General features: G+C 59.7%; 5 protein-coding genes. All 5 read left to right on the top strand.

Going from position 1 to position 17,889, the window contains the following annotated elements; genetic code table 11:
- Nucleotides 1-318 precede the first annotated feature (318 nt).
- The 5 genes from CU048_08830 (at nt 319) to CU048_08810 (ending at nt 17,888) form a co-directional block, all read left to right on the top strand.
- Nucleotides 319-1,824, top strand: coding sequence for a diaminobutyrate--2-oxoglutarate transaminase (locus CU048_08830; GenBank protein ID QBR71367.1), 1,506 nt, complete (start codon nt 319-321; stop codon nt 1,822-1,824).
- 67 nt (nt 1,825-1,891) lie between these two features.
- Nucleotides 1,892-2,119 (top strand): MbtH family protein, encoded by a 228-nt coding sequence (locus CU048_08825; GenBank protein QBR71366.1) that lies wholly within the window; start codon nt 1,892-1,894, stop codon nt 2,117-2,119.
- 167 nt (nt 2,120-2,286) lie between these two features.
- The gene (locus CU048_08820) at nt 2,287-3,189 is read left to right on the top strand and encodes a transcription factor jumonji (protein QBR72789.1); all 903 of its coding nucleotides are present in this window, start codon (nt 2,287-2,289) and stop codon (nt 3,187-3,189) included.
- 45 nt (nt 3,190-3,234) lie between these two features.
- Nucleotides 3,235-12,414: a hypothetical protein gene (locus CU048_08815; GenBank protein ID QBR71365.1), complete on the top strand. Its 9,180-nt coding sequence runs from the start codon at nt 3,235-3,237 to the stop codon at nt 12,412-12,414.
- Nucleotides 12,171-17,888: a hypothetical protein gene (locus CU048_08810; protein QBR71364.1), complete on the top strand. Its 5,718-nt coding sequence runs from the start codon at nt 12,171-12,173 to the stop codon at nt 17,886-17,888. Before CU048_08815 ends, CU048_08810 begins: the two co-directional genes overlap by 244 nt.
- Nucleotide 17,889: the final 1 nt, after the last annotated feature.

Raw genomic sequence — 17,889 nt, 5'->3', positions numbered from 1 at the left:
CGATGCGTGGCAAAGGCGCAACACTTTCGCCCCTGCCTGGTCATCCGGGCGTTAATAAACCCCGTCCCGACACCTGTCGGGAAGCGACGTACGCCGAGTGGATATGTGCATCCAAAACCTCGCCTGCCGGGCAATCATTTCGAAATCTGACACGAAGGAAGGGCGCGTAGCCTTGCCGCCCGGACTGCATAGAAAATAATCTAGCCGGCAATTTTTTGTGTCGGGTTCCGCGGCGCCCATGCGTTTTGAGTAGGTATGAGGATTGATGTCTGATGCCTAACTGGCGTTGGACAAATTATCCTCCGTGGGAGCGGAATAATGTCAAGAGACTCACTGCATTCCGGCAATAGTTTTCCTGCAGGCGTGAGCGGATTCGATGCCGCGGAGCATATCGATGTCTCGCGCTTTGTCGGAGCGCCCTTTCTCGACGGCGGGCTCCGTGCAGACTCAAGCGAACGACAAGAGGGGACGCCATTCTACACCTCCTTCGGAAATGCCTATCTCGATCGCCAGGAGGCCGTCGAATCCAATGCCAGGACCTATCCGCGGCGACTTCCGATTGCACTCAAATCCGGCCGGGGCATCAGGGTTCGCGACATTGAGGGACGCGAGTATATCGACTGTCTGGCCGGCGCAGGTGCTCTTGCCCTAGGGCACAATCATCCGATTGTCATCGAGGCTATTCAGCACGCTTTGAGTGAAGAAATTCCGTTTCAAACGCTCGATCTTCCAACACCTTTCAAGGATCGTTTTATCAGCGATCTCTTCGAAAGCTTCCCGGCCGACTTCTCGAGCGATTACAAGATCCAATTCTGCGGGCCCACGGGCGCCGACGCCATCGAGGCGGCCTTGAAGCTTGTCAAGACCGCGACCGGCCGTCGCGGCATCCTCTCCTTTCACGGGTCCTATCATGGAATGACCCATGGGGCCTTGAGTATCACGGGCGAGACCGGTCCCAAGGCCGCTATTACTGGCTTGACGGCCGAAGTTCAGTTTCTTCCATTTCCCTCGGAATATCGATGTCCGTTCGGCGTCGGTGGCGATGCCGGCTCCAGCATCAACACCCATTACATCGAGACGCTGCTCGACGATCCCAACAGCGGCGTTCCGCTTCCAGCCGCCATGATCCTTGAAGTGGTGCAAGGCGAGGGCGGGATAAATCCCGCGCCGGACCTATGGCTGCGCAAGATCCGGGAGATAACCGAACGCCGTAACATTCCGCTCATTTTGGATGAGGTGCAGACGGGGCTCGGCAGGACGGGGCGGCTTTACGCCTTCGAGCACGCCGGGATAAGGCCCGACGTTCTCGTGCTTTCCAAAGCGATTGGGGGCGGCTTGCCGCTCTCCGTCATTGTCTACCGCAACAATCTCGATCAATGGAAGCCCGGAGCCCACGCGGGCACCTTCCGTGGCAATCAGTTGGCGTTTGCGACCGGGGCGGCCACGATTCGCTATATTTCGGCCAATCATCTGGAGCGCCACGCCGCGGAAATGGGATCTTGGCTGCTGGCAACACTCAAATCCATCGCAACCGAGACGAGCTGCATCGGTCACGTCCGCGGTCGCGGCCTAATGGCCGGTGTCGAAGTCATCGATTCCGATGTTCCAGGCGGCGTCATCGGGCTCCCTCCGCCATCCCCGAAAATGGCGCGGCGGATCCAGGATGAATGTCTACGCCGCGGATTGATCGTCGAATTGGGAGGCAGATCCGGCAGTGTCGTACGTTTCTTGCCGCCGCTGATTGTGAGCCGCGCCGAGATCGACGAAATCGCCGGCCGGTTCCACGAGGCGGTCAAAGCCTCTGAAAAACTACTCGTAGCATAAACAGCCTGCTCAGGCCGCGTATCGGTCCATTACAGCGGCAATAACTTCTCCGGGGGGAAATCACACAATGGCTTGGGAAGAAGACGAAAACGCCATCTACAAGGTTGTCGTGAATCATGAAGAGCAATATTCGATCTGGCCGGATTACAAGGAGCTTCCGGACGGATGGCGTGCGGTCGGCAAGGCCGGCCCCAAGCCGGACTGTCTTTCCTACATCAAGGAAGTCTGGACCGACATGCGCCCTCTCAGCTTGCGTAAGCAGATGGCCGAAGCCGAGCGCGTTTCACCAGATTAGCAAATAGCCAAGCAATCCAGAGCCGAGCGCTGCCTACAGCGAGTCGGCACCGGCCTTAACAAAACTTGGATCGGCGAAAACTTTGGGCTGCGATGCGACCGCGCATTCGCTCGATCGATGGCGCGCGCCGGTCAAAGGCATTGTCCTGACTTTCATGAGGAAACATGATGCCGGAAGAAGCGGACTATGTGGTTGATCGGCGCGACCACTTGGGGGCGAAGGAGTTCGCCGAAGATTATGTAAGGCAAGCCAGGCCGGTTCTCGTGAAGCGAGCCCTTGAAGGATGTTCAGCGCTTTCACGGTGGAACCTCGACTATCTGCGTACAGAGGTCGGTCACCAGCAGATACCTCTCAAGCAATGGGGATCCTCAGGGATCCAAACGGTCCAGACTTCGTTCGAAGCCTATGTCGACCATTTGAAGCGCTACGAATCTCAGCTTCAAGACCGCACCGCGACCCCGGATCAAAAGCCCGCTTATCTTCATGACGTTCCGCTCACCAGTATCTTGCCCGACGCGAACGTCGATCTTGATAAATTTCCCTCGGATTATTTTCCCAACTGGTATCGAGCCGAATGGTGGAAGTTTGCGCAATTATTTCTGGGGCCAGCCGACAGCATCACGCCATTGCACTTCGATTGCCTGCTCACCCACAATTTGTTTTTTCAGATTAGCGGACGAAAGCGCTTCGTCCTGGTCGCGCGCGAACAGCTTAAATATTGCTATCCACATCATTGGAGGTGGTGCGAAGTGAATGTCGAAGAGCCGGATTACGATCGTTATCCGCTCTATCGGATCGCAAAGCCAGCCGAAGTCATCGTCGAGCCCGGCGATGCCTTATACCTGCCGCCGGGTACGCTTCACCATGTGCGCAGCCTGGATTGCGCTCTCTCCTTCAATGTCGATTGGCACACCAAGGACAGCGCCGTGAAAGGCGCTCTCGCTTGCGTGCGCGGGATGCCCTGGAAGAACGTTTATTACAACCTAGTCATCGCGCTCGGCTTGTGGGGCGGCATCTCCCCAAAGCGGCTTTTTCCTTACTACCGATCTTATCTCAACTACGTGTCGTGAACGGTGCGTTCATTCGTCTAGATCAAGCGTCAAGAGGCAAGCGATATGTCATCGGTTAGTAGTTCTGACTTGAGTGAAGAAGCAGCTTTACTCGACACATATGATCTTGTCTCCTTGCTCCAGGGCCGCGCAGAGTTGCAGCCCAACGACACAGCCTATGTCTTTCTTGACGAGGGCGAACGCGCGCGCATTCGTCTCAGCTTTTCCGATCTTGATCGACGTGCGCGGGCGATCGCGGCGCGTCTTCAAGAGTCCGGACTTGCCGGCGAGCGGGCGCTTTTGCTCTATCCCCCTGGCCTTGACTACATTCAAGCATTCTTCGGTTGCCTCTACGCGGGTGTCGTCGCGGTGCCGGCCTATCCTCCGTCCGGGCGTCATCTACAACGATTGCAGGCCATTTTCCGCGACGCTTCGCCTGCCTCGGTCATGACGGTGACGGAGCTTCGGGACCGCTTCAAATCGGAAGCCGAAAGCAGTCTAGGGCAGGGTGGAGTGTCCTGGCTCGCGACGGACGAGATTGGAGCCCATGAGGCGGACGGCTGGACTCCCTTTGCCGTGGAGCCGGACAGTCTTGCCTTCCTGCAATATACGTCAGGTTCGACCGGCAATCCGCGCGGCGTGATGATCAGTCACGCGAATCTCCTGGTCAATCAGGCGCTCATCAAGCGGAGCTTTCAACACTCGAAACATTCGACGCTGGTCGGCTGGTTGCCGCTTTACCACGACATGGGCCTCATCGGAAATGTGCTTCAGCCTCTCTATGTCGGTTCGACAGCCTATTTGATGTCGCCGCTGGCGTTCCTGGAAAAGCCGTTCCGCTGGTTACAGGCAATTTCAAACTATCGCGCGCACACGAGCGGTGGTCCAAATTTTGCCTATGATCTCTGTGCGCGCAAAATCACTGCGGAACAAAAGCGCGATCTCGATCTGAGTTCCTGGACCGTTGCGTTCAGTGGTGCCGAACCGGTACGCGCCACGACGCTCGATCGCTTCGCCGCCGCCTTTGCAGAATGCGGCTTCCGGCGCCAAAATTTCTTTCCCTGCTACGGACTGGCCGAAGCGACATTGGTGGTGACGGCGCCGACTCGCGGCCGATCGCCCGCCTTCCGGCGTGCCGATCGAGCCGCCCTCGGGGCGAACCAGATTGTGGAGGCAAATTCCGGAGCAGCTCTCGCCTTGGTTGGCTGTGGCCACACATGGCCAGGGCATGAGGTGCGCATCGTAAACCCCGAAACCGAGGTGCCCTGCGCCGATGGTGAAATCGGCGAAATCTGGGCGGCTGGAGCCAGCATGGCCAAGGGCTATTGGAACCAGCCGGAAGAGTCGGCCCGGACCTTTCAGGCCCGGCTCGCTGGTGAAGAAATCGGACGCTTTCTGCGAACCGGGGATCTCGGCTTCTCGGATCAGGGCGAACTTTTTGTTACCGGCAGGTTGAAAGATTTGATCATCATTGCGGGACGCAATTACTACCCGCATGATTTCGAACGCGTCCTTGATGAACATGTCGAGGCGTTGCGCCCAGGTTCGAACGCGGCCTTCTCGGTGACGGTCGAGGACCAGGAGGCTCTTGTCATCGTTGCCGAACCTCAGCGATCAACGCTTCAGCAATTGCGGGACAAGGGTCCGCAGGACCTTTTTCAACAGATCCGCGAAAGCCTTGCCAGCGAATGCGACGTCGCTCCGGCCGACATTGTTCTTGTACAACCGGGCTCGATTCCCAAGACATCGAGCGGAAAGATCCGGCGCGCTTCCTGCCGCCAAGATTATCTCGGCGGGCGGCTTCAAATCGTCGCGCGTTCCGGGGAGGGCGGCTCCTCCCCGGCGTTGACGGATGAGAACCGGGGACCGTCAGGCGCCGAAAAAGGCAATCCTCTGTTGCGGGAAGCTCTTGCTCTTCTGAGCACGGAACAAAGGATCGGGTTGATTACCCGTTTTCTGATCTCGAATACCGCCCGGCTGCTGCGAATTCCGGAAGCGAACCTCGCCGACAACACACGGATCATGACCACGGGTCTCGATTCATTGCGTACCCTCGAACTCAAACATGCGCTCGATGTCCTGCTCGGCGTGGAGATCCCATTGTCCGCTTTGCTCGCGGACATGACTTTTGAGCAGATTGCCTCGGTATTGAATGCCACGGCGAACAGCAAAGGTGAGAGGCCTGCGCCCCGGGATTCCGAGCAGATCGAAATCCATGACTTGTCCTACGCCCAACGGGCTATGTGGACAGTGCACCAGCTTGAACCGGCCAGCATTTCCTACAATTTGCACCTTGCCCTTGATATAGAGGGCCCTCTCGATGGTGCACGGCTCCAGCTGGCGCTTGCGCGCTTGGTCGAACATCATGAGCAATTGCGTGCGCTTTATCGCGCCGCGTCGGATTCGGCAGCTCAGACGATCGCGCCCCTCGAAGATCTACCAAAATGGTTCACGCAAATTGCAGCGGAAGACTGGGATATGGCCCGATTGCAAGCCGATCTTGCCATTCGGGCGGCACAGCCTTTCGATCTCGAAAAAGAAGCTCCCTTCCGTACGGTCTTCTATCGCCGCGGTCCCAACCGCTCGACGCTTTTCCTTGGCGCGCATCATATTGCCCTTGATCTCTGGTCTATCCTTCTCCTCCTCAAACAGCTCGGCGCTGGGTATCGCGCGCGTGAAGCGTCGCCGCTCCCCGAGCTTCCGCGCGGGCCCGGCTATGCGGATTTCATAAAGAGGCAAGATCAATACCTGGCCGGCGCTGGCGCCAAACGAGATTGGGACTACTGGCGCGCGCAGCTTGTCGCTGAGCTTCCGGTCCTTGAATTGGAGACGGATTTCGCTCGGCCGGCCGTCGCTGGCTACAAAGGCGCGTCGGAACGATTGGGTCTCGACAACGCGCTTGTCGCTCAATTGAAATCACTGGCAAGCCAGAAAGGTGTAAGCCTCTTTACCTTGCTGCTGGCCGCCTATTTCACGCTGCTCTATCGCTACACAGGGCAGCGCAACATTATCGTCGGCGTTCCAACCAGCGGCCGGCTGCAGGCAGAGTTTGCCGGCCTGATCGGAAACTGCGTCAATCCGATCGCGCTCCGCGGAAGCCAAAATCCAACCGAATCCTTCAGCCTGTTCTTGAGTCGGATCCATGAGCAGGTGATGAGAGGACTCGATCATCAGAAATTTCCATTTCCGCTGATCATCGACCGGCTTCAACCGGAGCGCCATGGCAATCAATGGCCAATCTACCAGACCTTGTTCGTCCTGCAGCAGGCACAATTGGATATCCCCGACGACCTTGCATCGCTCGCCCTCGGTGAGGACGGGGAGCCCTTTTCCTTGTGCGGTTGCACGGCAAAGCCACTCGGATTGCGGGAACGCGTGGAAAACTTCGATCTCAAGCTGATGGCCGCCACGGTGGGTCAAGAGATTCTCTTGTCCTTTCAATATCGAACGGAGCTGTTTGCTTCGACAACCATATCGCGGATGGCGCAGCACTATCGCGCGCTCCTTGAGGGAATTGTCGCGGCCCCCGAAACCCACATCGGCGACCTGGCGATGCTGAGTGTGACCGAACGGCAGCAAATGCTTGCCGCGTGGAATGCCAATACGACCGACCATCCGGATGCTCGCTGTCTTCACGACTCGTTCGAGGATCAGGTCGCCCGCACTCCGAATGGCGTTGCGGTGGTCTTCGAAGATGCGCAACTCACCTATGCAGAGCTAAACGCCAGAGCGAACCAACTCGCTCATCATTTGCGCGATCTCGGCGTTGGTCCGGAAACAATCGTCGGGATCTGCGCCGAGCGGTCGCTCGAAATGGTCATTGGTCTCCTCGGGATATTGAAAGCCGGCGGCGCCTATTTGCCGCTCGATCCTGATTATCCGAGCGAGCGGCTCGCCTACATGATCGAGGACACGCAACCTTTGTTGGTGTTGACGCAGGCGCATCTGAGCGGCCACCTGCCTGCAACGATAAAGACGCTGTGTCTCGACAAGGACTGGCTCTCGCTCGACGCCACGCGCCAGAGAAATCCGCAGACCCGCGCGATCCCGCAAAATCTTGCTTATGTCATCTACACATCCGGGTCGACCGGACGGCCGAAAGGCGTGGCGATCACCCATGGCGGGGTGGTTAACCGCTTGGAATGGATGCAAGCAAGATATGGTTTGAGCGGCGCCGACGCCGTGTTGCAAAAAACGCCCTTCGGTTTCGACGTATCCGTCTGGGAGTTTTTCTGGCCCCTTCGCGTCGGTGCGCGTTTGATCGTGGCGCCGCCGAACGATCATCGCGAGCCCGAACGTGTAAGCGAGATCATCGAACGCGAACGGGTAACGACATTGCACTTTGTCCCCTCGATGTTGCGGGCCTTCCTGAGTGCTTCGGAACCCCACGCGCTTGGAACTGTACGCCGTGTTCTGTGCAGCGGAGAGGAACTCTCGCCGGGACTCGTGGAGCAGTTTTACAGCACGCAGTCCGCGGAACTCCACAATTTATATGGGCCCACCGAGGCGTCCATCGACGTTGCCGCTCATACGTGCGAGCCGGGTAAAACGGAGGCACGCATTCCGATCGGCCGTCCGATTTGGAACACGCGGCTTTATATTCTGGACACCAGCCTAAATCCGGTTCCCATCGGGGTCGCGGGGCAGCTTTACATTGGGGGAGTTGGTTTGGCGCGCGGCTATCTTGGGCAGCCGGATCTGACGGCGGAGCGCTTCGTTCCCAACCCGTTCGACACAGGGGAACGGCTCTATGCGAGTGGGGATCTGGCGCGTTACCGGCCGGACGGAAACATCGAATTTCTCGGGCGGATCGATCATCAGGTTAAGATCCGGGGTTTTCGGATCGAACTTGGCGAGATCGAGGCGGCGCTCTGCCGGGTCCCCGATGTCCGTGATGCGGTGGTCTTGGCGCGCGCGGATAGTCTCGAAGAGAAGCAGCTTGTCGCCTATGTGGTCGCAAATGCCGGATCCGCACCGACGATGGCAAATCTGCGGGCCTCGCTGCAGCGGGAATTGCCCGATTACATGGTCCCTTTTGCCTTTGTGATACTGGACGCGCTCCCGTTGACGTCCAGCGGTAAGCTGGATCGCAAGGCGCTGCCCGCCCCGGACATCCTCGCGCAGCTGGCCCACCAATATATGGCGCCGCGCACCCCCGCCGAAGACGCATTGTGCCGGATCTGGGCGGAAGTGCTTGGGCTCGAAAGAATTGGCGTTGAGGATAATTTCTTCGATCTGGGGGGCGATTCAATTCGGGCGATCCGCGTCGCCAGCCGAATGCAAACGGCGGGCTTCGATCTTTCCCCTCGACAGCTCCTCCAATTTCCGACGGTTGGAATCCTCGCCGCCAACCTGAAGGCATTCGCGCCGGAAACGATACCTGCGAAGACGGGAGCCGACCCGTCCGCTTTCGAGAGCCCCTTCAGCCTTGCCGAGCTAACACCCGATGAAATCGAGACCATCAAGGGCCGCGTCCCCGATATTGAGGATCTCTACCCCCTGACGCCGATGCAGGAAGGGATGCTCTTCCATAGCCTCTCGCAACCAAAGACCGGCATTTACCATATGCAGGAGAGGTACGAGATCAAGGGAGCGATTGATCTTGGCGCTTTTGCGGATGCTTGGCAACGCGTTGTCGACGGTCATTCTATTCTCAGAACATCGTTCCTATGGGACACCCATGGCTGCGCTCATCAATTGGTTCACCGGCGTGTCGAGCTGCCGTTCGCACATGTGGATTTACGGCACCTCTCGGATGCCGAGAGACGCGCGCAAGTTCAATCCCTTTTAAAGACCGAGCTTGAGCAGGACTTTGATCTATCCGTCGCCCCGCTGTTACGGATTCAGCTCATTCGTCTGGACAAGGAGCGATACCTCTGCGTGCGCAGCTTCCATCATATAATCATGGATGATTGGTGCACTTCGCCGCTGCTCCTGGATTTTCGAAACCACTACGCGGCCTTGTCCAAGGGGTCATCCCTGCCGTGCCGAGCCAACGGGCAATTTCGCGACTATCTGGCGTGGATCCGCCAGCAAGATCTCGCAGCTGCCGAAAAGTTCTGGCGCCGTTATCTCGATGGTTTCACCGAGCCGACGCCGCTTATTGGCGGGAGCGACATTATTCCTTCGGACGCCAGCGGTGCCGTTGACGACGTCATCCTTGACCTGACCGCCTCGGATTCCCAAAAGCTCGGCGAACTCGCACGTAAGCACCACCTGACCGTCAACACCTTCGTCCAGGCGGCCTTGGCGTTGTTGCTCTGTCGATATGCAGGAACCGAGGAAGTTGTATTTGGGGTTACGGTTGCCGGTCGTCCCGCAAACTTGGCGTCCGCCGACTCGACGATCGGGCTCTTCATCAACAGCCTGCCCCTGCGCGTAAGAATTCGCTCGGAGCAACTGGTCCGCGCGTGGTTGAAGGACCTGCTCGCCGACAATCTGGACATGCGCCAATATGAATTCGTGTCGCAGTCGATGATACAGCGCTGGAGCGCCATTCCGCGCGCGGACAGTCTGCTTTTTCAGCATTTGCTCACGTTCGAAAATGCGCCGATAGACCCAAGCCTGCGTGCAGAAAAGGATGTGCTCGACATCGATCTCGTCGGGCTTCGCGTGCACACGAACTATCCGATTACATTTGTCGCTATCCCGGCGGATGTGCTGACGCTGCGGCTGACCTATGCACGGGACCGCTTCGAAGCCGGCACCATGGAGCGAATGGCGCGGCACCTCAAAGCCGCGATCGAAGGATTGATCCGCGGCTTCGATGGAATCGTCGGCACTGTGGAGATGCTGGACCCGTCCGAGCGTATTGAGCTTTTGGAGGATTGGAATCGGACGGGGCATGTCTATGGCGAGCCGCGGGATCTGATCGGCCGTTTCGAGGCACAGGTTCTGGAGAGCCCCGAGGCGGTGGCGTCGTCTTGCGGCAGCGTGACGCTCAGCTACCAGGCGCTCAATGAAAAGGCCAACCGGCTCGCCCATGCGCTGATCGGGGAGGGTGTCGGCCCCGATACCGTGGTCGCCTTGCTCGACGAGCGGGGGCTCGATTTCCTGGCGATGATGCTGGCGATCTTCAAGGCCGGCGCCGCCTATCTGCCGCTCGATCCGGCCCATCCCGATGGACGCATCGCCCAGGTGCTTGTCGAATCGCAGGTCGGCCTGCTGCTTGCCGGAACCTCCTGTCGCGATCGCGCCGGAACCATCGTCGCGGCGATGGCAGACCTCAAGCCACGGCTCCTCGACCTCGCGACGCTGGAAGCGCGTGAGAGTTGCCGCGAGAACCCTCGCCGCCGGCATGGCCCGAAAAACCTCGCCTTCGTGATCTACACGTCGGGCTCCACCGGCAAGCCCAAGGGGGCGATGGTCGAACATCAGGGCATGTTCAACAATCTGATCACCAAGGTTCCGGCGCTGGAGCTCACCTCCGCCGATGTGATCGCCCAGACCGCCTCGCAATGTTTCGACATCTCGGTCTGGCAATTTCTGACCGCGCTGACCTTGGGGGCGCGGGTCGAGATCTTCCCCGATGCGATCTCCCGCGATCCGCAGCGGCTTTTGGAGGAGATCGCAGCCCGCGGCGTCACCATCCTCGAAGCTGTGCCCTCGATGATCCGGGCGCTTCTCGATGCGCCGGAAGCGGAAGCGGGTCTCGCCGGCCTGCGCTGGCTTTTGCCCTGCGGCGAGGCGTTCGCGCCCGAACTCTGCCGGCGCTTCATGGAGCGCCATCCGCGGGTGCGCCTGCTCAACGCCTATGGTCCCGCCGAATGTTCGGACGATGTCTCCTATTATCCGATCGAGGCTGCGCCGGCCGGCAATGATCTCAGCGTTCCGATCGGCCGTCCGGTCGATAATACGCGGCTTTATCTTCTCAACCGCTGGCTCGAGCCGGCGCCGGTTGGCGCGCCGGGCGAGATTTGCGTCGGCGGCGTGCAGGTCGGTCGCGGCTATCTCAACCGGCCCGACCTGACCGCGGCGGCGTTCCGGCCGGATCCTTTCGGGCCGCCCGGGACGCGGCTCTATCACACTGGCGATCTCGGACGCTATCGCGCCGACGGGGTGATCGAGTTTTTAGGCCGGGTCGATCATCAGGTGAAGATCCGCGGCCACCGGATCGAGCCGGGCGAGGTCGAGGCCTGCCTTGCCACGCATCCAGGAGTTCAGGCGACGGCGGTTGTGGCGCGTCTGGCGGCTCCGGGCATCTACCGCTTGGTGGCCTATGTGGTGGGCGAGGTCGACGCCGATGCGCTTCGCCAGCATCTTCGCGCGACGCTTCCCGATTACATGATCCCGGCTGCTTTCGTCAGCCTCGAGGCGCTGCCGCTGACGCCCAACGGCAAGGTCGACCGCAATGCGCTGCCCGAGCCCGACCTCGGCGCTCAGCTGGCCCAGCGCTTCGTCGCGCCGAGAACCCCGACCGAGGAAATCCTCGCCCAAATCTGGGCCGATGTCCTGCGCGTCGAACGAGTCGGTATCAACGATAATTTCTTCGAATTGGGAGGCGACTCGATCCTGAGCATTCAGATCGTGAGCCGTGCGCGTCAGGCCGGTCTTATGCTCATGCCGAAGCAGATCTTCGATCTGCAAAGCATAGCCGAACTCGCCGCCGCAGCCGAGACCAATGGCGTAGCGGCTGAACAGGGCGACGTCGAAGGGGAAGCTCCTCTGACTCCCATTCAGCACTGGTTTTTCGAGCAGGAGTTGGCGAAAGCCGACCATTGGAATTTGGCTGTTCTGCTTGAAATCCGCGCGGCTTTGCGTCCTGCCGATTTAGAGCGCGCAGTTCGGCAGCTCATCCATCATCATGACGCATTACGGATGCGATTCCAGCGGCGCAATGATGAATGGATGGCATTCAACGCGGCGTCGGAAACGCAGGATGTCTTTCATGTCGAAGATTTCAGTCAACTAGCGCCGGATCAACAGGCAGAAGCCCTGACGAATGCCGCAGATCGCTGGCAAAAAACTCTGCATCTTGAAACCGGTCCATTGCTGCGCGTCATATGGTTCAATCTTGGTGCGGACCGGCGCCCTCAGCTTCTCATTATCATTCACCATCTCGTCGTCGATGGTGTCAGCCTGCGGATCTTGCTCGAAGACCTCGATACGGCCTGCCGCCAGCTTGCGGGGGGCGAAACGCTTGCCTTGCCGGCAAAGACAACGTCCTATCGCGCCTGGGCAAACCGCCTTTGGGAAGCGGCGCAAAGCGGGGTGCCGGAAGAGGGGGCGCGTATTGGGATGAACTAGCGGCAAAACCGGTAACGCCGCTGCGCGTAGAGGATCCGAACGGATCCGACATGAGGATCCATTCCCGCCAGATCACGATTCAGCTCGATCCGCAGCGGACTCGCGCGCTCCTTCACGACGTGCCCATGGCCTACCGCACGCGGATTAATGATGTGCTTCTCGCGGCGCTAGGCCAAGCGGTTTGCGACTGGAATGGCAGCCAGGACGTTCTCACCGACGTCGAAGGACATGGGCGCGAGGAAATATTTCCGAACGTCGATGTCACGCGCACGGTTGGCTGGTTCACCTCCATCTACCCGGTCCTGTTGACCGTTGGTGAGGCTGATCCGGGCAGGCTCCTGAAGTCGATCAAGGAGCAATTGCGGGCGGTTCCCGGCAACGGCTTTTGGTACGGCATCAAGCGCTATCTCACCCCAGCGAACACGCCGCAGATAAAAGCTTCCATCCTCTTCAATTACCTCGGTCAATTGGACCAGGCGCTTTCGCCAAAATCGGCCTTTGCGCCTGGACGTGGGTCGAGCGGGACCGGTCTCTCGCCAGCCGGAAGATCCCGGCATGAATGGGAGATTATCGGCGATGTGACGCAGGATTGTCTGCGCATCCATTGGCGTTACAGTGGCCAGCGCTATTCCGACGCAACGATCCAAGCCATCGCGGACGCCTGCAAGTCTGAACTCGAAGCCTTGATCGATCATTGCCGGAGCGCGGAAGCCGGCGGCTTCACGCCCTCCGACTTTCCGATGTCGTCTTTAGCTCAACGCGATCTCGACAGACTCATTACCGATCCGCGCAACGTCGAAGATCTCTATCCGCTGGCGCCGATCCAGCATGGACTGCTGCTCCACACCCTCCTCAATCCTCATTCCGGCATTTATTTAATGCAGGATGTCATCGACCTGAAGGGCAAGCTCGATGTCTCGGCATTTCAGGGGGCGTGGCAGCAGGTGGTGGAAGCTCATTCCATCCTGCGCACCGCCTTCTATTGGACGACGGATAAGCCACCGCATCAGATCGTCTTCAAATCTGTGGACATGCCATGTGAGCTGTTCGATTGGCGTGACCTCGATGAACACGAACGGCAGGACCGGCTGCGCGTCATGCTCGAAGCCGAACTGACGGCGGGCCTGAAGCTGGATCAAGCGCCCATCTTACGCATGCGTCTCATCCATGTTGGCGAAGATCGTTGGGTCTTCGCCCGTAGCCATCATCATATCCTGCTCGATGCCTGGTGCCTGCCGCTGCTGCTCGCCGATTTTCTTTACTATTACGAGGCACTGCTTGCTGGAGGGGCCTTGCCGACCCGGGCGGCCACACCCTATCGGGGTTATCTCAGCTGGTTGCGGCGGCAGGACTTTGTTGCAGCGGAACATTATTGGCGGAAGGTCCTGAAGGATTTTACGACACCCACCTACATGGTGGCGCAGCGTAATCCGCGCGAACTTCTGCCTGGCGAATTGGAAGTCGCCGACGCCGAAGCAGATCTATCCGAAGGCGATACGGTTGCGCTGCACGAGGCCTGCCGCAAACACAGGCTGACTCCAAGCGCCTTTCTGCAGGGTGCGTGGGCATTGCTGATGGCCCACTATCTCAATCGCCAAGAGCTCCTTTTTGGAGTCACTGTCGCGGGCCGTCCAGCGGAACTCGACCGGGTCGAAGAGATGGCCGGCCTGTTCATCAATACGCTGCCATTCCGGACGACGGTCGATCCCACCGCTCCGCTGCTCGACTGGCTGCACGCTTTGCTATCGCAGACGGCAGAGATGCGCCAATATGAATATGCCTCTCTGGCCGAGATCCAAAAGTGGAGCGATATCGAGCGCGGTCAACAGCTGTTCGACAGCTTTATCGTCTTTGAAAATGTTCCGATCAACCCGACGCTCATGCGCGAAAATCTGCCGCTGGAGGTTTTGAATTATTCATCGAGGACCCATTCAAATTATCCATTGAACCTCAGCATCAGGCCGCATGAAGCGCTGTGCTTCAAACTGACCTATGATCGCCGCTTTTTTGATACAGCGACGGCTGAGCGGATGTTGGCTCATTACCTTCGTTTGCTTCAGGGGATGATCCATCGGCCTGAGGCCCGGCTTGAGGAGCTTGGGCTCCTTGCCTCCTTGGAGCGTATTGAGCTTTTGGAGGATTGGAATCGGACGGGGCATGTCTATGGCGAGCCGCGGGATCTGATCGGCCGTTTCGAGGCACAGGTTCTGGAGAGCCCCGAGGCGGTGGCGTCGTCTTGCGGCAGCGTGACGCTCAGCTACCAGGCGCTCAATGAAAAGGCCAACCGGCTCGCCCATGCGCTGATCGGGGAGGGTGTCGGCCCCGATACCGTGGTCGCCTTGCTCGACGAGCGGGGGCTCGATTTCCTGGCGATGATGCTGGCGATCTTCAAGGCCGGCGCCGCCTATCTGCCGCTCGATCCGGCCCATCCCGATGGACGCATCGCCCAGGTGCTTGTCGAATCGCAGGTCGGCCTGCTGCTTGCCGGAACCTCCTGTCGCGATCGCGCCGGAACCATCGTCGCGGCGATGGCAGACCTCAAGCCACGGCTCCTCGACCTCGCGACGCTGGAAGCGCGTGAGAGTTGCCGCGAGAACCCTCGCCGCCGGCATGGCCCGAAAAACCTCGCCTTCGTGATCTACACGTCGGGCTCCACCGGCAAGCCCAAGGGGGCGATGGTCGAACATCAGGGCATGTTCAACAATCTGATCACCAAGGTTCCGGCGCTGGAGCTCACCTCCGCCGATGTGATCGCCCAGACCGCCTCGCAATGTTTCGACATCTCGGTCTGGCAATTTCTGACCGCGCTGACCTTGGGGGCGCGGGTCGAGATCTTCCCCGATGCGATCTCCCGCGATCCGCAGCGGCTTTTGGAGGAGATCGCAGCCCGCGGCGTCACCATCCTCGAAGCTGTGCCCTCGATGATCCGGGCGCTTCTCGATGCGCCGGAAGCGGAAGCGGGTCTCGCCGGCCTGCGCTGGCTTTTGCCCTGCGGCGAGGCGTTCGCGCCCGAACTCTGCCGGCGCTTCATGGAGCGCCATCCGCGGGTGCGCCTGCTCAACGCCTATGGTCCCGCCGAATGTTCGGACGATGTCTCCTATTATCCGATCGAGGCTGCGCCGGCCGGCAATGATCTCAGCGTTCCGATCGGCCGTCCGGTCGATAATACGCGGCTTTATCTTCTCAACCGCTGGCTCGAGCCGGCGCCGGTTGGCGCGCCGGGCGAGATTTGCGTCGGCGGCGTGCAGGTCGGTCGCGGCTATCTCAACCGGCCCGACCTGACCGCGGCGGCGTTCCGGCCGGATCCTTTCGGGCCGCCCGGGACGCGGCTCTATCACACTGGCGATCTCGGACGCTATCGCGCCGACGGGGTGATCGAGTTTTTAGGCCGGGTCGATCATCAGGTGAAGATCCGCGGCCACCGGATCGAGCCGGGCGAGGTCGAGGCCTGCCTTGCCACGCATCCAGGAGTTCAGGCGACGGCGGTTGTGGCGCGTCTGGCGGCTCCGGGCATCTACCGCTTGGTGGCCTATGTGGTGGGCGAGGTCGACGCCGATGCGCTTCGCCAGCATCTTCGCGCGACGCTTCCCGATTACATGATCCCGGCTGCTTTCGTCAGCCTCGAGGCGCTGCCGCTGACGCCCAACGGCAAGGTCGACCGCAATGCGCTGCCCGAGCCCGACCTCGGCGCTCAGCTGGCCCAGCGCTTCGTCGCGCCGAGAACCCCGACCGAGGAAATCCTCGCCCAAATCTGGGCCGATGTCCTGCGCGTCGAACGAGTCGGTATCAACGATAATTTCTTCGAATTGGGAGGCCATTCGCTGCTGGCGACCCGGATCGCTTCGCGCATTCGCTCCGCCTTCGAGATCGACTTGCCGCTTCGTACCCTGTTCGAAGCCTCGACTCTCGCCGCGCTCGCGCCCTGTGTCGATGGTATTCGCGCTCGCTCGCGCACGAAGGAAGGGACATCGCTGGTCACGGCGCCCAGGGAAAAACCTCTGCCGGCCTCGCATGCGCAGCAGCGGCTGTGGTTCATGCATCAGATGGATGGCGCCAATCCGCTTTATCACTTCACGGTGGCGGTCCGGGTGACGGGACCGCTCGATGCGGCGCTATTTGAAGCGAGCCTGAATGCAATCATCCAGCGTCATGAATCGCTTCGGACGGTATTTTGGATGGATGCGGGGCATCTCCACCAAAACATCCTCCCCGACCTTGGAATCGCACTTCATTATGAATCGATCGAGGATGGAGCAGGAGTGCCCGCGAACGAATTGCTCCGCCGGATACGAAACTCCATCGCGGCACCGTTCGATCTTGCTTGCGGGCCGCTGGTCCGGGCAAGCGTGTATCGATTGGCGCCGCCAAGGGAGCCAGCGCCCCCTGTTTGCACGGTCCTCCTCTGTTTCCATCACATTGTCTTCGATGGCTGGTCTCTCGGCGTATTCCTGAAGGAATTGTCGGCGCTCTATCTAGCCAAGCGCAATGGCTGCGAGCCATCACTTCCCCCGCTTCCGGTGCAATATCCAGATTACGCCGTCTGGCAGCGGGAAAGGATGCAAGGAGAGAATTTCGCCAGTCAGCTCGACTACTGGACGGAACATTTAAAAGGCGCGCCTCCTTTTCTAGACCTCCCCACTGACCGGCCGCGGAATTTTGAGACGGGCGATGCAGCGGGTTCGCATGAATTCGATCTGAGTGAGGCGCTCCCCGCGCTCGACGCGTTCAACCGCCAGCATGCGGCAACGATGTTCATGACCATGCTGTCGGCTTTCACGGGATTGCTGCGGTACCTCAGCGGCACTGCCGATCTTGTCGTCGGTGCTGACGTCGCGAACCGGCCGCGCAGCGAGTTCGAACCCTTGATAGGGTTCTTCATCAATCTGGTGGCCTTGCGGATCAAACTGGATGACGATCCGAGCTTTAGTCGCATCGTCACGCAGGTACGCGAGGTGACGCTGTCGGCCTATGATCATCAGGAGTTCCCCTTCGACAAACTGGTCGAGGAGCTTCGGCCGGAACGCAGTCCTCTTCATGCATCAATCTTCCAGGTGAAGATGGTGTTTCACAATGTCCCTCTCACCGAGTTGGACATTCCCGGGTTGCAGTTCGAGGTCATTCCCTTCGATGTGCCGCGTACGGAACTTGACCTCGTGCTCCATATTTATGAGCGACCTCAAGGACTGCGTGCGATTTTCGAATATCGGGAGGGACTCTTCGACGCCGCCACGATCAGCCGGTTCGCCGAGCTCTTCCGCTTGCTGCTTCACCGCGTGCTGTCCGAGCCAGGAATCGGCCTTAACGCCCTGGTGGAATTCCTGGCGAAAAGCGACCGGGCCTTCCGTGGCGCCGTGCGCGCCGAGCAACTCAGGGGGCAGCTCGATCAATTGCGGTCCGCCAAGCGCAGAAGTCTGCAATTGAACAATGAGCAGGTCGAAGCCTCTCGGTCTCCAACCTTCGTTCGGGAGAGATAAG

The sequence above is a fragment of the Beijerinckiaceae bacterium genome (genome assembly GCA_004564215.1).
In the GTDB taxonomy this organism is placed as follows: domain Bacteria; phylum Pseudomonadota; class Alphaproteobacteria; order Rhizobiales; family Beijerinckiaceae; genus Methylocapsa.
The sequence above is the reverse complement of the archived record's forward strand: the minus strand, read 5'-3'. Positions and strand labels throughout refer to the sequence as shown.

What these genes read in the sequence shown, in the direction of transcription:
- CU048_08830 (QBR71367.1), top strand. Translation starts at nt 319, where the DNA reads ATGTCAAGAGACTCACTGCATTCCGGCAATAGTTTTCCTGCAGGCGTG.
- CU048_08825 (QBR71366.1), top strand. Translation starts at nt 1,892, where the DNA reads ATGGCTTGGGAAGAAGACGAAAACGCCATCTACAAGGTTGTCGTGAAT.
- CU048_08820 (QBR72789.1), top strand. Translation starts at nt 2,287, where the DNA reads ATGCCGGAAGAAGCGGACTATGTGGTTGATCGGCGCGACCACTTGGGG.
- CU048_08815 (QBR71365.1), top strand. Translation starts at nt 3,235, where the DNA reads ATGTCATCGGTTAGTAGTTCTGACTTGAGTGAAGAAGCAGCTTTACTC.
- CU048_08810 (QBR71364.1), top strand. Translation starts at nt 12,171, where the DNA reads ATGGTTCAATCTTGGTGCGGACCGGCGCCCTCAGCTTCTCATTATCAT.